The sequence below is a fragment of the Actinophytocola sp. genome, assembly GCF_035942955.1.
In the GTDB taxonomy this organism is placed as follows: Bacteria; Actinomycetota; Actinomycetes; order Mycobacteriales; family Pseudonocardiaceae; genus DASYTH01.
This window is the reverse complement of the sequence record NZ_DASZCQ010000155.1, coordinates 1-13,692: the sequence shown is the minus strand read 5'-3', so window position 1 is coordinate 13,692 and position 13,692 is coordinate 1. Positions and strand designations below refer to the sequence as shown.

17 protein-coding genes and 1 pseudogene are annotated in these 13,692 nt (G+C 71.4%); 1 reads left to right on the top strand and 17 read right to left on the bottom strand.

Features of this window, described 5'->3' with window-relative positions; translation table 11 throughout:
- Positions 1-23 precede the first annotated feature (23 nt).
- The 9 genes and pseudogenes from VGX25_RS15445 to VGX25_RS15405 form a co-directional block, all read right to left on the bottom strand.
- Positions 24-677 (bottom strand): response regulator transcription factor, encoded by a 654-nt coding sequence (locus VGX25_RS15445; RefSeq protein WP_326918477.1) that lies wholly within the window; start codon positions 675-677, stop codon positions 24-26.
- A 40-nt stretch (positions 678-717) separates the two neighbouring features.
- Positions 718-1,031: pseudogene (gene engA, locus VGX25_RS15440) on the bottom strand (ribosome-associated GTPase EngA); the annotation flags it as partial.
- A gap of 33 nt (positions 1,032-1,064) precedes the next feature.
- Positions 1,065-2,477 (bottom strand): ribosome biogenesis GTPase Der, encoded by a 1,413-nt coding sequence (gene der / locus VGX25_RS15435; RefSeq protein WP_326918476.1) that lies wholly within the window; start codon positions 2,475-2,477, stop codon positions 1,065-1,067.
- Positions 2,474-3,121, bottom strand: coding sequence for a lysophospholipid acyltransferase family protein (locus tag VGX25_RS15430; protein ID WP_326918475.1), 648 nt, complete (start codon positions 3,119-3,121; stop codon positions 2,474-2,476). Before VGX25_RS15430 ends, der begins: the two co-directional genes overlap by 4 nt.
- Positions 3,122-3,123: 2 nt before the next feature.
- Entirely contained in the window at positions 3,124-3,891 is a 768-nt protein-coding gene (gene cmk, locus VGX25_RS15425; RefSeq protein WP_414635818.1) for a (d)CMP kinase, read from the bottom strand.
- A 41-nt stretch (positions 3,892-3,932) separates the two neighbouring features.
- Complete coding sequence (locus VGX25_RS15420) at positions 3,933-4,592, bottom strand: response regulator transcription factor (RefSeq protein WP_326918473.1); 660 nt, start codon at positions 4,590-4,592, stop codon at positions 3,933-3,935.
- The gene (locus VGX25_RS15415) at positions 4,589-5,830 is read right to left on the bottom strand and encodes a sensor histidine kinase (RefSeq protein ID WP_326918472.1); all 1,242 of its coding nucleotides are present in this window, start codon (positions 5,828-5,830) and stop codon (positions 4,589-4,591) included. The genes VGX25_RS15420 and VGX25_RS15415 overlap by 4 nt, the downstream gene beginning before the upstream one ends.
- A gap of 89 nt (positions 5,831-5,919) precedes the next feature.
- On the bottom strand, positions 5,920-6,465 hold the full coding sequence (mug, locus tag VGX25_RS15410; protein WP_326918471.1) for a G/U mismatch-specific DNA glycosylase: 546 nt from the start codon (positions 6,463-6,465) through the stop codon (positions 5,920-5,922).
- Entirely contained in the window at positions 6,453-6,830 is a 378-nt protein-coding gene (locus tag VGX25_RS15405; RefSeq protein WP_326918470.1) for a VOC family protein, read from the bottom strand. Before VGX25_RS15405 ends, mug begins: the two co-directional genes overlap by 13 nt.
- 37 nt (positions 6,831-6,867) lie before the next feature.
- Between VGX25_RS15405 and VGX25_RS15400 the strand changes: the two genes are divergently transcribed.
- Positions 6,868-7,314 carry a MarR family winged helix-turn-helix transcriptional regulator gene (locus VGX25_RS15400; RefSeq protein ID WP_326918469.1) on the top strand — a complete coding sequence of 149 codons (447 nt, stop codon included), beginning with the start codon at positions 6,868-6,870 and terminating at the stop codon, positions 7,312-7,314.
- On the opposite strand, the gene VGX25_RS15395 is transcribed toward VGX25_RS15400, so the two are convergent.
- The 8 genes from VGX25_RS15395 to sufB form a co-directional block, all read right to left on the bottom strand.
- Positions 7,297-7,941 carry an N-acetyltransferase gene (locus tag VGX25_RS15395; RefSeq protein WP_326918468.1) on the bottom strand — a complete coding sequence of 215 codons (645 nt, stop codon included), beginning with the start codon at positions 7,939-7,941 and terminating at the stop codon, positions 7,297-7,299. The two genes, VGX25_RS15400 and VGX25_RS15395, sit on opposite strands and share 18 nt — an antisense overlap.
- The gene (locus VGX25_RS15390) at positions 7,925-8,269 is read right to left on the bottom strand and encodes a metal-sulfur cluster assembly factor (protein ID WP_326918467.1); all 345 of its coding nucleotides are present in this window, start codon (positions 8,267-8,269) and stop codon (positions 7,925-7,927) included. Before VGX25_RS15390 ends, VGX25_RS15395 begins: the two co-directional genes overlap by 17 nt.
- Positions 8,266-8,724 (bottom strand): Fe-S cluster assembly sulfur transfer protein SufU, encoded by a 459-nt coding sequence (gene sufU / locus VGX25_RS15385; protein ID WP_326918505.1) that lies wholly within the window; start codon positions 8,722-8,724, stop codon positions 8,266-8,268. The genes VGX25_RS15390 and sufU overlap by 4 nt, the downstream gene beginning before the upstream one ends.
- Positions 8,725-8,726: 2 nt before the next feature.
- The gene (locus VGX25_RS15380) at positions 8,727-9,971 is read right to left on the bottom strand and encodes a cysteine desulfurase (RefSeq protein ID WP_326918466.1); all 1,245 of its coding nucleotides are present in this window, start codon (positions 9,969-9,971) and stop codon (positions 8,727-8,729) included.
- Between the two features lie 11 nt (positions 9,972-9,982).
- A complete protein-coding gene (sufC, locus tag VGX25_RS15375; protein WP_326918465.1) occupies positions 9,983-10,756 on the bottom strand; it encodes a Fe-S cluster assembly ATPase SufC in 774 nt (257 codons plus the stop codon).
- A 10-nt stretch (positions 10,757-10,766) separates the two neighbouring features.
- Positions 10,767-11,126 carry a non-heme iron oxygenase ferredoxin subunit gene (locus VGX25_RS15370; RefSeq protein WP_326918464.1) on the bottom strand — a complete coding sequence of 120 codons (360 nt, stop codon included), beginning with the start codon at positions 11,124-11,126 and terminating at the stop codon, positions 10,767-10,769.
- Entirely contained in the window at positions 11,123-12,283 is a 1,161-nt protein-coding gene (gene sufD / locus VGX25_RS15365; RefSeq protein WP_326918463.1) for a Fe-S cluster assembly protein SufD, read from the bottom strand. The genes VGX25_RS15370 and sufD overlap by 4 nt, the downstream gene beginning before the upstream one ends.
- Positions 12,284-13,692, bottom strand: a 1,409-nt coding sequence (sufB, locus tag VGX25_RS15360; RefSeq protein WP_414635817.1) for a Fe-S cluster assembly protein SufB, incomplete at its 5' end; no start/stop codon positions are given.

Here is a 13,692-nt window from a genome sequence, read left to right as displayed (position 1 = left end):
TAATCACCGTGACACTACGGCACTCATCCCCCGATCACACGCTGCGCGAGGAGGGCGGCCTGCACGCGATTCTGGACGCCGAGCTTGGTCAGCAGGGTCGAGACGTAGCTCTTCACCGTGGCTTCGGTGAGGCCGAGCTTGGCGGCGATCTCCGCGTTGGGGCTGCCCCCGGCCAGCAGCTCGAGGACCTGCCGCTCGCGCGCGCTCAGCGAGTCGAACACGGCCCGCTGCTGCAGGGCGCTGCCGGCGACGCGCAGCTGCGGGAGCAGCCGCGCGGTGATCCGGGGATCGAGGACGGCGCCGCCGGAGGCGAGATCCAGCACGGCGCGGACCAGCATGTCCGGGTCGGCGTCCTTGAGCAGGAAGCCCTGCGCGCCCAGTTCGAGGGCGGTCGCGACGTAGTCGTCGAGGTCGAACGTGGTCAGGATCGCGGTCGCCGGGGGTTTGGGCAGGTTGAGCACCTCGCCGAGCACGTCGAGCCCGCCGACGCCGGGCATCTGGACGTCAAGCAGCAGCACGTCGGGCTGGTGGGCCCGGACGGCCTCCAGAGCCTGCGCGCCGTCGGCGGCCTCGGCGACCACGTCGATGCGCGCGTCGGCCTTGAGCAACACGCCGAGCGCGGCACGCAGCAGCCGCTCGTCGTCGGCGATCACCACCCGGACCCGCGTCACTGCCACTCCCCTGAGCGCCTGTGTACGCACAGGGTAAATGGCGGGGTCAGCGCTTATGCGGGCGCTTGTCGTGGACGCGGATGGAGATCCGGATCGGGCTGCCGGTGAAGCCGAAGCGTTCGCGGAACTTGCCTTCCAGGTCCCGGCGACACCGGCTTCCAAGAAGCCGGTGGTGAACAGCACCAGGGTGGGCGGGCGGATCTGGGCCTGGGTGGCGAAGAGCACCTTGGGCTGCCGGCCGCCACGCACCGGCGGCGGAGTGGCGGCGATCAGCTCGGACAACCACGTGCTGAGCTGGCCGGTCAGGGCGGACACGTTGACCCGCCCGGCCCACGGGACACGGATCAGATCACGGCCCAGCCGGGTTCGCCCGGCCCTCCCAACCGGGCCTGGTCAGCGCTTACGCGGGCGCTTCTCGCGGACGCGGATGGAGATCCGGATCGGGCTGCCGGTGAAGCCGAAGCGTTCGCGGAACCTACGTTCCAGGAACCGACGGTAGCCAGCCTCGAGGAAGCCGGTGGTGAACAGCACCAGAGTGGGCGGGCGGATCTGAGCCTGGGTGGCGAACAACACCTTGGGCTGCCGGCCGCCACGCACCGGCGGCGGGGTGGCGGCGATCAGCTCGGACAACCACGTGTTGAGCTGACCGGTGGGGACTCGTTTGTCCCACGACTCCAAGGCTCTGCGCAACGTCGGCGCCAGCTTGCGCACGGACCGGCCGGTCAGGGCCGACACGTTGACCCGTTCGGCCCACGGGACACGGACCAGATCACGGTCCAGCTCGCGGGCCAGCCGGGTTCGGCGGTCCTCGTCGACCAGGTCCCACTTGTTCAGGGCCAGCACCAGGGCCCGGCCGGCGTCGACGACCATGGTCAGCACCCGCAGGTCCTGCTCGGTGATCGGTTCGCTGGCGTCCATCAGCACGATGGCCACCTCGGCCGCCTCGATGGCCGCCCTTGTCCGCAGCGACGCGTAGTACTCGGTGCCGCTGGCTGTGTTGACCCGCTTGCGCAGGCCGGCGGTGTCGACGAACCGCCACAGGTCGTCGTCCAGCTCGACGAGGGAGTCGACCGGGTCCACGGTGGTGCCGGCGACCGGGTCGACGACCGCGCGGTTCTCCCCGACGAGGCGGTTGAGCAGGCTGGACTTTCCGACGTTGGGCTTGCCGACCAGGGCCACCCGGCGGGGGCCGCCGCGCACCCCGAAGGTCTCCGCGGGGGTCTCGGGCAGCGCGGCCAGGATGGCGTCCAGCAGGTCGCCGGAGTTGCGGCCGTGCAGCGCGCTGACCGGATGGGGATGCCCGAGCCCCAACGACCACAGGGACGCGGTGTCGGCGACGAGGCGGTCATCGTCGACCTTGTTGGCGGCCAGCAGCACGGGTTTCTTGGACCGGCGCAGCACCTTGGCCGCGGCCTCGTCGGTGGCCGTCGCCCCGACCGTGGCGTCCACCACGAGCAGCACGGCGTCGGCGGTGGCCATGGCGAGCTCGGCCTGGTCGGTGACGGCGGCGCCGAGCCCGGTGGCGCCGGGGTCCCAGCCGCCGGTGTCCACGACGGTGAACCGCCGGCCGCTCCACAGCGCGTCGTAGGCCACCCGGTCCCGGGTCACGCCGGGCTTGTCCTGCACGACGGCCTCTCGCCGGCCGAGGATCCGGTTCACCAGCGTGGACTTGCCGACGTTCGGCCGCCCGACGACGGCCAGCACCGGCTGCGGCGGCTGGTCGCCGTCGGAGTCGCCGTGGCTGAACTCCTCGTCGACCGCGGTCCACTCGGACTCGTCCGCCCAGCTTCCGTCCAACTCAGTCATGTCTGAAGTCTCACCCGCAGCTCGTCCACCTCGCGCACCAGGTCGGCCAGCCGAGTCCGGATCTCCTCCGTGCCGGCGACCAGTCCCGACCGTCCACGTTGGACGGACAGGGCGAACGGCGGACCGACCAGCACGTCCACCTCGGGACGGAACCGGCGCCCGGTGCCCGGCGGCCGGGCGGTGCCCCGCGTCGCCACGGGCAGCACGACCGCGCCGGTGGTCCGGACCAGCCAGGCGGCACCCCGCTCGGCCTGCAGCACGTCCCCGCTGCCACGCCGCCCCTCGGGGAACACGCCGACCAGCCCGCCCTCGCGCAGGAACTGTACTGCCGCCATCAGCGGTCCCCGGTCGGGCTCCCCGCGCCGGATGTGCAGCTGCCCGAGCCAGCGCAGCAGCCGGCCGAGGATCCCCCGGCCGAGCTCGGCCTTGACGAGGAAGACCGCGCGCCTGCCCACCAACCCGAACAGCATCTGCGGCTCAATGAAGGAGCTGTGGTTGGCAACCAGGACGACCGGGCCGGTGGCGGGAATCCGCTCCCTGCCGTGAATCCGGATCCGGAACACCGGGCGGTACAACCAGGTGCCCAGCCAGCGGGCGAAATCGTGCAGCCACGGCACGGCGCCGTCGGGCAGCGCGGGGGCCATCGTCACCACCCGGCGCGCAGCGTGTTCTGGTCGCTCCCGGCCGCCACCCCGCGCAGACCCCGTTCGTCCACTATGGCCACCAGCCGGTCGAGCACCCCCATCAGGTCCAGCTCGGTAGTGTCCACCGCGACCGCGTCCTCGGCGGCACGCAGCGGCGAGGCCGACCGGGAGGAGTCCAACCGGTCCCTGCGGTCCACATCCCGGCGCGCCTCGTCCACTGTGGACATACGACCCTCTGCGGTGTCCTGCCGGGCCCGCCGGCGCGCGCGGGCATCGGAGGACGCGGTGAGGAAGATCTTGAGGGCGGCGCCCGGGGCGACCACGGTGCCGATGTCGCGGCCCTCGACCACGATCCCGGCGCCCCGGTCGAGCTCCCGCTCGATGATCGCCCGCTGGTCGGCCACCAGCAGCTCGCGCACGCGCGCGATCGCCGAGACCGCGGACACCGCGCGGGTCACCGGACCGCCGCGGATCTCGTGCGCGACGTCCTCGTCGCCGATGTGCACGGTCGGGGCGGCCGGATCGGTGCCCACCCGCAGGTCGACGGCCTCGGCGATCGGGATCACCCGCGCCTCGTCTGCCGGATCGGCGCCGGCGCGCAGCACGGCCAGGGTCACCGCCCGGTACATCGACCCGGTGTCCAGGTAGCGCGCGCCGAGCAGGCCGGCAAGGCGGCGGGCCACGGTCGACTTGCCGGTGCCCGACGGGCCGTCCAGCGCGACGACCCCGCGCAGATCACCAGCAGCCACCCGCGTGCCTCCCTCGACCATCCGCCCCCGGTCCATTCTGCCTGGACCACCCCGGGCCTGCCTTAACCGGGAGTGATGAAGCCCGACTCGTAGGCCGTGATAACCGCCTGGGTCCGGTCCCGCGCCTGCAGCTTGGCCAGCACGTTTCCGACATGGGTCTTCACCGTCTGCACGCTGACGAACAGTCGCTCACCGATCTCGGTGTTCGACAGGCCGGTGGCCATCAGCCGGAGCACCTCGGCCTCGCGCTCGGTCAGCCCGGCGTGGTCGAGCCCGCGCCCGCCCCGGCGCCCGCCGCGCGCCGCGGCCAGCGCCCGGATCGCGGCCGGGAACAGCAGCGAGTCGCCGCCGGCCACGACCCGGATGGCCCGCACGATCTCCTCTGGCCGGGCCCGCTTGAGCAGGAACCCGTTGGCCCCGGCCAGCAGCGCGTCGTAGACGTGGTCGTCGTTCTCGAACGTGGTCACCACCAGGATCTTCGGCGGGTCGGTGAGGGTCTGGACGAGGTGCCGGCTGGCCTGGATGCCGTCCACCGCCGGCATCCGCACGTCCATCAGCACGACGTCCGGCCGCAGTCTGGTGACCATGGGCAGCACCTCGGCGCCGTCGCCGGCCTCGCCGACCACCGTCAGGTCCGGTTCCGCCTCGATGATCGCCCGCAGCCCGGCGCGGATCAGCTCCTCGTCGTCGACCAGCAGCACCGCCGTCTTTCCGTCCGTCACCCGCGGCCGCCCTTTCCCAGTGGTATCCGCACGCTCACCCGCCACCGGTCACCCTCCGGTCCGGCCGTCATCTGTCCACGAAGGACGGTGACCCGCTCGCGCATTCCGGCCAACCCGCGCCCGCCGCCGTTGCGGGATGCCGCGGCCCGGTTGCCGAGCGGATTGCTGAGGTCGAGGGCGAGCTCGTCGTCGGACGCGGCCAGCCGCAGCGCGACCGGAACCCTACCGGCGTGCCGCGCCACGTTGGTCAGGCACTCCTGCAGGATCCGGTACGCCTCCCGGGACACCACGGCCGGCACCGCGGCCAGCTGTCCCTCCACAGTGGACTTCACGTCGACCCCGGCGATCCGCGTCTTGTCCAGCAGCCGCGGCAGATCGGCCAGTGTCCACTGTGGCGTGTCGGCGGATCGGTCCTCGCGCAGCAAGCCGAGCACGTGGTCGAGCTCGGCGAGCGCGCCGCGGGCCGACTCCTCGATCGCGCCGAGCGCGCGGTGGGCGAACGCCGGGTCGGTGTCGAGCACCCGGCGCGCCGCGCTGGCCTGGATGGTCACGATGCTCAGCGCGTGGCCGACCGAGTCGTGCAATTCCCTGGCCAGCCGGTTGCGCTCGGCCAGCGACTCGGTCCGGCGCTGCAGCTCGGCAAGCCGCTCGGCCGCGGTCGGCCCGAGCAGGAACGGCGCCGCCCGGATCGCCAGCGTGGTCGTGCCGATCACCAGCCAGGCCAGCACGACGAGGCCGAGCAGGGCGGCGACCGGAACCCAGGCGCTGATCAGGCCCGTGGGGAACCGCAGCGCGAGGCCGAGGACATCCATCGAGCCGGTGAACGGCGCCAGCAGCGACAGGACCAGCGTCGGCGGCAGCGCGAGGGTGAGGGTGCTGATCACTCCGCCCACGATCAGGTGAAGCACGAACCACCCGGCGAAGCGCCAGCGGGATTCCCACGACATGGCCCGCGCGCCGGCCTGCTCGGGGACGCCGTCGCCGAGCAGCTCGCGCGCCGCGGTGCCCTCGATCACCCGGACGGCCGGGATGAACGACACCGGGATGCTGACTCCGACCACGAGCACGACCACCGACCCGATCACCAGCCAGGCCGGAACCCGGGCCGGCAGCAGGGACGGCAGGATGAACGCGGCGAGCAGGATGAACGGCACCAGCACGGCGCCGCCGAGGATCAGGTACACCCAGCGCCGGTAGGTCGACGGGCGGACCACCGGGCCGAAGATCGCACGCGGCACTCCAGCCACGGTCCGCCTCTCCGGATTCAACTGCTGTCGTTGCGTTCCAGCCAATAGTGCGGATCACGGGTGATTGTGGCTGGGTGCCGTCACGGTACCCCTGAGGTTCCGTTGGCAGGGCGCGAACCCATTGCCTCCTCGCGTAGGGCGCGGAACTCGGCGGCCAGGGCGGGCAGCTGATAGTGCGCGTTGAGGCCGCTCGGATTGGGCAGGACCCACAGGCGGGCTTCGGCGATCCGCTCCGGCTGCTCGCCCACGGTCGCTTTCGGACGGGCGAAGCCGGTGCGGTAGGCCGAGACTCCGACGACGGCGACGAACCGTGGCGTGTGCTCGGCGGCGAGGCGGGTCAGGCGCGCGGCCCCGGCGCGCAGCTCGGCCGGGGTCAGCTCGTCGGCCCGCGCGCTGGGCCTTGCGACCAGGTTGGTGATGCCGAGGCCGTAGTCGAGCAGCAGGTCCTGCTCGTCGGGGCGCAGCCGCCGCGGGGTGAACCCGGACAGGTGCAGCGCCGGCCAGAACCTGTTGCCCGGCCTGGCGAAGTGGTGCCCGGTGGCGGCCGAGTACAACCCCGGGTTGATCCCGCAGAACAGCACCGCGAGGTCGGGCGCGATCACGTCCGGGATCGTCAGTTGGGGCAAGGCCGCTCCTGCATGAGGGCGAGGTTCTGGCCGTCCGGATCGGCGAAGGACGCCATCCACAGCTCGGTCCGCCCGTCCCGGTGGACCACGTGCGGCGGCTCGGCCACCGCGACGCCCGCGTCCGCCAGCCGGGCGTACTCGGCGTCGATGTCCTCGACGGTGAAGTAGACCAGGGCCGTGCTCCGGAACGCCGGCGACTCCGGAACGCCCAGGTACAGCCGCACGCCGCCGGACTGGAAGAAGGCCATCGGCTGGCCGGGCACCCGGAACAGCATGGGAATGCCGAGCACGTCCCGGTAGAAGCCGATGGCGCGATCGAGGTCGGTCACGCTGATGTGGATCTGCCCCACTGGACCTACGGCCATGATCCCTCCTATTCTTAACCAAGGTGAAAGGATAACCATGGTTAAGGAACTCGGTCAATCGGCGGTCCGCGACACGGCCGACCTGCTGCACTCGGCAACGGTCCACCTGCTGCGCCGGGCGGCGACCGCCGACGTCGGTATGAACCTGGACGGTCCGCGCGCCTCCCTGCTGTCCGTGCTGGTGTTCGGCGGCCCGCAGCCGATCAGCCGCCTTGCCGAGGCCGAGCGGGTCTCCCCACCGGCGATCACCAAGCTCGTCGACGCCCTGGAAGCCGCCGGCCTGGTCCGCCGCAACCGCTCCACCGCCGACCGCCGGATCGTGCTCGTCGAGGCCACCCCCGCCGGCCGCCGCATCCTCCAACGCGGCCGCGCCGCCCGGGTCAACCTGATCGCCACCCTGCTCGCCGGCGCCACCCGGACCGAGCTGGCCACCCTCGAGCGCGCCGCGAAGATCATCGAGAGCCGGCTAGGCCGGAACCAGTAGGGCCTCGGCGCCGGCGGGACGGTAGCCCGCCGCGAGCACGGCGCGGATCGAGGCGGCGTTACCCGGGGCGACCTGGGCCCATACCGGTTCACCCGGGGGCACCAGGTGAACGGCGCCGGCGAACAGGGTGCGACCCAGGCCGCGGTCCTGGGCGGCGGGGTCCACCTCGACCGCGACCTCCCAGCGGCCGGCCACTCCCCGGCCCAGCACCAGGACGCCGCCGGGCACCGTCCACACGCGAACGTCGGCGCGGTGGGCGCGGGCCCTGGCCACCCGGGCGTGCTCGGCGTCGGTGCCCGGGCGCAGGTCGAGCGGCGCCCCGGCCGGCGCCGCGGCCACGAACACGGCGTCGATGTTGTTGATCCTGCGGCCGGTGCGGGCGGTCAGCGCGGTGAGGAACGGCGGGTTGAGCGGGGCCGACAGGTCGCCCGCGGGCAGGACGGAGCGGACCCAGCCGGGCTCGACCGGGGCGGAGATCACGTGGTGGGCGGTGAAGGCGAACACGCCGACCGAGCGCGGGTCCGGCGGGTCGACGACGGTGACGGTGCCGTCGGCCGGGGGTGGCCGGTCGGCCGCCGCGGCGGACAGCAGGCCGGCGAGGTCGGCCACCTCAGACGGTGAAGCCAAGGGCGCGCAGTTGCTCGCGGCCGTCCTCGGTGATGCGCTCGGGGCCCCACGGCGGCATCCAGACCCAGTTGATCTTGAAGTCGCTGACCAGGCCGCCGCCAGGGCCGGAGGTGAGGGCGGCGCGGGTCTGGTCCTCGATCACGTCGGTCAGCGGGCAGGCCGCCGAGGTCAGCGTCATGTCCAGCAGGGCGACGTTGTCCTCGCCCACCCTGATGTCGTACACCAGCCCAAGATCCACGACGTTGATGCCCAGCTCGGGGTCGACCACGTCGCGCATGGCCTCCTCGACGTCCTCGACGGCGGCTATGTCGGCGCGGGGTTCGGTCATCGGGCTTCGCCTCCATCGGCGCGGGTCGCCGCGTCCTTGAATGCCATCCACCCCAGCAAAGCACACTTCACCCTGGCCGGATACTTCGCGACACCGGCGAAGGCGACGCCGTCCTCCAGCACGTCCTCGTCCGGCTCGACCTGGCCGCGGCCCTGGATCATCTCCACGAATGCGTCCATTGTGGACATGGCTTCCTTCAGGCTGTGGCCCACCACGAGGTCGGTCAGCACCGACGTGGACGCCTGGCTGATCGAGCAGCCCTGGCCCTCGTAGGAGACGTCCTCGACGGTCGCCAGCTCGCCCGACCCGGCAAGGCGCACCCGCAGCGTGACCTCGTCCCCGCAGGTCGGGTTGAGCTGGTACGACTCGGCGTCGAACGGCTCACGCAGCCCGCGCCGGTGCGGGTGCTTGTAGTGGTCCAGGATGATCTCCTGGTACAGCGAGTCCAACTGCACGGTCACACCACCCCGAAGAAGCGCTTCACCTGTTCCAACGCATCGGCGAGCGCATCGATTTCCGCCTGCGTGGTGTAGAGGTAGGCCGAGGCGCGGGTGGACGCCGGCACGCCGAACCGCCGGTGCAGCGGCTTGGCGCAGTGGTGGCCGCCGCGCACCGCGATGCCGTGCGCATCGAGCACGTGGCTGATGTCATGCGGGTGCAGCCCGCCCAGCGTGAAGCTGATCGCCCCACCGCGGTCGGCCACCGTGGTCGGGCCCAGCACGCGCAGCCCCTCCACCGCCTGCAGCCGCTCGAGCGCGTAGCCGGTGATCTGCCGCTCGTGCGCGGCGACGGCGTCCATGCCGATGCCGGACAGGTAGTCGACGGCCGCGCCGAGCCCGATGGCCTGCGCGATCGGCGGGGTGCCGGCCTCGAACTTGTGCGGCAGCGCGGCGTAGGTGGACCGCTCCATCCGCACGTCCTCGATCATCTCGCCACCGCCGAGGAACGGCGGCAGCGCCTCGAGCACCTCGCGCCGGCCCCACAGGACGCCGATTCCGGTCGGCCCCACCATCTTGTGCCCGGTGAACCCGATCAGGTCGGCGCCGGTGGCGATCACGTCGTACGGCAGCTGCGGGACGGCCTGCGCGGCGTCCAGCACGACCAGCGCGCCGACCTCGTGGGCCCGGCGGGCGATCTCGGCGACCGGGTTGACCGTGCCCAGCATGTTGGACACGTGCACCATGGCGACGACCCTGGTCCGCTCGTTGATCAGCTCGTCGATGTTCGACAGGTCGAGGCGGCCGTCGTCGGTGACCCCGAACCAACGCAGCGTGGCGCCGGTGCGCTGGGTCAAAAGCTGCCACGGGACGATGTTGGAGTGGTGCTCCATCTCGGTGATGACGACCTCGTCACCGGGACCCACCCGGTACGGCGGCTCCGCCCAGGCCAGCACGTTCGCGACCAGGTTGAGGCCCTCACTGATGTTCTTGGTGAAGATCACCTCATCCCGGCTCGGCGCCTTGATGAACGCCGCGACCTTGTCCCGAGCCCCCTCGAACGCGGCGGTCGACTCCTCGCCGAGCTGGTGCACCGCGCGCGCCACGTTGGCGTTGTGCAGCTCGTAGTGCTCGGTCAGCGTGTCGATCACCGACCGCGGCTTCTGCGAGGTGTTCGCGCTGTCCAGGTAGATCAACTGGCGCCCGTCGCCGAGGCGCCGGTCCAGGATCGGGAAGTCCTTGCGGATCGCCTCGACATCCAACATGACGCCCTCCCTCAGCCGATGCTGGCCGGCTCCTGCTTGCCGGTGAACCGCACGTAGCCCTCGTCCTCGAGCCGGTCGGCGAGCTCGGAGCCGCCGGACTCCACGATTCGCCCGCCGGCGAACACGTGCACGAAGTCCGGGGTGATGTGCCGCAGGATCCGGGTGTAGTGGGTGATCAGCATGACCCCGACGTCACCGGCGGCTTTGAAGTTGTTGATGCCGGCGGACACCACGCGCAGCGCGTCGACGTCGAGGCCGGAGTCGGTCTCGTCCAGGATCGCGATCTTCGGCCGGAGCAGGGTCAGCTGCAGGATCTCGTGCCGCTTCTTCTCCCCGCCGGAGAAGCCCTCGTTCACGCTGCGCTCGGCGAAGGCCGGGTCGATGTCCAGAGCGGACATCGCCTCCTTGACCTCCTTGACCCAGGTCCGCAGCTTCGGGGCCTCGCCGCGGATCGCGGTCACCGCGGTGCGCAGGAAGTTCGACATGGACACGCCCGGCACCTCGACCGGGTACTGCATGGCCAGGAACAGCCCGGCCCGCGCCCGCTCGTCCACGCTCATCGCGAGCACGTCCTCGCCGTCCAGCGTGACCGACCCGGACGTCACCGTGTACTTGGGATGTCCGGCGATCGCATAGGACAGGGTCGACTTGCCCGACCCGTTCGGACCCATGATCGCGTGGGTCTCCCCCGCCTTGATCGTCAGATCGACGCCGGCGAGGATCTCCTTCTCGACCTCGTCGGCGACGACCGAGACGTGCAGGTCCTTGATCTCAAGGGTGGCCATCAGGTTCCTTCTAGCTCAGGTTGATCGGGATCAGGTCCACGTGGACCATCCCACCGGTGATCGTCACGGGGTACACGGCGACCGGCTCGGTGGCCGGCGGCGCGGACGGCGCTCCGGTGCGCAGGTCGAAGCAGGACCCGTGCAGCCAGCATTCCAACCCGCGCGCGGTGACCTCGCCCTCGGAAAGGGCGAGCTCGGCGTGCGAGCACTCGTCGCGCAGCGCGTGCACGGAATCGCCTTGCCGCACTAGGACGACGGGCACGTCGCCGACCTCGACGCCGAGCGGCTTGCCGTCGTCCAAATCGGACAGCGCGCAGACGGGCAGGACGGGGACGTGGGTGGGGGATGGTGGGCGGGTAGGACCAGTCATATGCCGACCGCCTCCAGCTCCGCCTCGATCGCGGCCTCCAGGCGCTCCCGCACCTCGGGCACGTCGATCTTCAGCAGGATCTCGTGGAAGAAGCCGCGGACTACCAGCCGCCGCGCGGTCTCCGCCGGGATCCCGCGCGCCTGCAGGTAGAACAGCTGCTCGTCGTCGAACCGGCCGGTGGCGCTGGCGTGCCCGGCGCCCTCGATCTCCCCGGTCTCGATCTCCAGGTTCGGCACCGAGTCGGCCCTGGCGCCGTCGGTGAGCACCAGGTTGCGGTTCAGCTCGAACGTGTCGGTGCCCTCGGCCGCCGCCCGGATCAGCACGTCGCCGATCCACACGGTGTGCGCGCCCTCGCCCTGCAGCGCGCCCTTGTACGTCACCCGGCTGCGGCAGTTGGGCACGGCGTGGTCCACGAAGGTCCGGTGCTCCAGATGCTGGCCGGCGTCGGCGAAGTACAGGCCGAGCAGCTCCACGTCGCCGCCCCGGCCGGTGAACGTCGCGGTGGGCGACACCCGGACCAGGTCGCCGCCAAGGGTGATCACGGTGTGCTTGAGCGTGGCGTCGCGCCCGAGCCGGGCGTGCTGAGCGGACACGTGCACCGCGTCGTCGGCCCAGTCGTGCACCGCCACCACGGTCAGCCGGGCGCCGTCGTCCACAATGAACTCGACGTTGTCCGCGTAGCTGCCCGAGCCCCGGTGGTCGAGCACGACCACGGCCTTGGCGAACCGCTCGGCCCGCACCTGCAGGTGGCCGTACGCCGTCCGCCCCTCACCCGGCCCGGTCACCGTGACCATGACCGGCGCGGCCACGACCGTCTCGCGCGGCACGGTGAGCACGGTCGCCTCCGTGAACGAGCACCAGGCCTGCGCGGCGATCCGGTCGCCCGGCGTGCCCGCGGCGCCCAACCGCTCGTCGCCGCGCGCCGCGGTCTCCACCGTCACCTCGGGACCGGCGCTCACCTCGACCAGGGCCGAACCCGTTGCGGCGGCGCCCTTGTGCAGGTCACGCAGCCGGCGCATGGGGGTGAAGCGCCAGATCTCCTCGCGGCCGCCGGGCACCTCGAAGGCGTTCACGTCGAACGAGGTGAACCACTGGGCGCGCGAGGAGGTCGGGACCACCGCTCCGTGCGAGTGCGGGGTCTGTGCGGTGGCGGTCATCTAGCCGACGGCCCCTTCCATCTGCAGCTCGATGAGCCGGTTCAGCTCCAGCGCGTACTCCATCGGCAGCTCGCGGGCGATCGGCTCGACGAACCCGCGCACCACCATGGCCATCGCCTCGTCCTCGGTCAGGCCGCGGGACATCAGGTAGAACAGCTGATCCTCGCTGATCTTGGACACGGTGGCCTCGTGGCCCATCGACACGTCGTCCTCGCGGATGTCCACGTAGGGATAGGTGTCCGACCGGCTGATCGTGTCCACCAGCAGCGCGTCGCACTTCACCGTGGAGCGCGAGTTGTGCGCCCGCTTGTTCACCTGCACCAGACCGCGGTACGAGGTGCGGCCACCGCCGCGCGCGACCGACTTGGACACGATCGTCGATGACGTGTGCGGTGCCATGTGCACCATCTTGGCGCCGGCGTCCTGATGCTGGCCCTCGCCGGCGAACGCGATCGACAGCACCTCGCCCTTGGCGTGCTCGCCCATCAGGAACACCGACGGGTACTTCATCGTGACCTTGGAGCCGATGTTGCCGTCGATCCACTCCATGGTCGCGCCCGCCTCGGCCTTGGCCCGCTTGGTGACCAGGTTGTAGACGTTGTTCGACCAGTTCTGGATGGTGGTGTACCGGCAGCGGCCGCCCTTCTTCACGATGATCTCGACCACAGCGGAGTGCAGCGAGTCCGAGCTGTAGATCGGCGCGGTGCAGCCCTCGACGTAGTGCACGTACGCGCCCTCGTCGACGATGATCAGCGTCCGCTCGAACTGGCCCATGTTCTCGGTGTTGATCCGGAAGTAGGCCTGCAGCGGGATCTCCACGTGCACGCCGGGCGGCACGTAGATGAACGACCCGCCCGACCAGACGGCGGTGTTCAGCGCGGCGAACTTGTTGTCGCCGGCGGGGATGACCGAGCCGAAGTACTCGCGGAACAGGTCCTCGTGCTCCTTGAGGGCCGTGTCGGTGTCGAGGAAGACGACGCCCTGCTCCTCGAGGTCCTCGCGGATCTTGTGGTAGACGACCTCGGACTCGTACTGGGCGGCCACGCCGGCGATCAGCCGCTGCTTCTCGGCCTCGGGGATGCCCAGCTTGTCGTAGGTGTTCTTGATGTCCGCGGGGAGCTCGTCCCAGGTGGTCGCCTGTTTCTCGGTGGAGCGCACGAAGTACTTGATGTTGTCGAAGTCGATGTCCGACAGGTCGGCGCCCCAGGTGGGCAGGGGCTTCTTCTCGAACAGCCGGAGACCCTTGAGGCGAAGGTCGAGCATCCACTCCGGCTCGTTCTTCTTCCCCGAGATGTCCCGGACGACCGCCTCGGACAGGCCGCGGGCCGCGCTCGCGCCTGCGACGTCGGGGTCGGCCCAGCCGAACTGGTAGCGACCCAGCCCCTCCAGCTCCGGATGAGCGGTTGTCG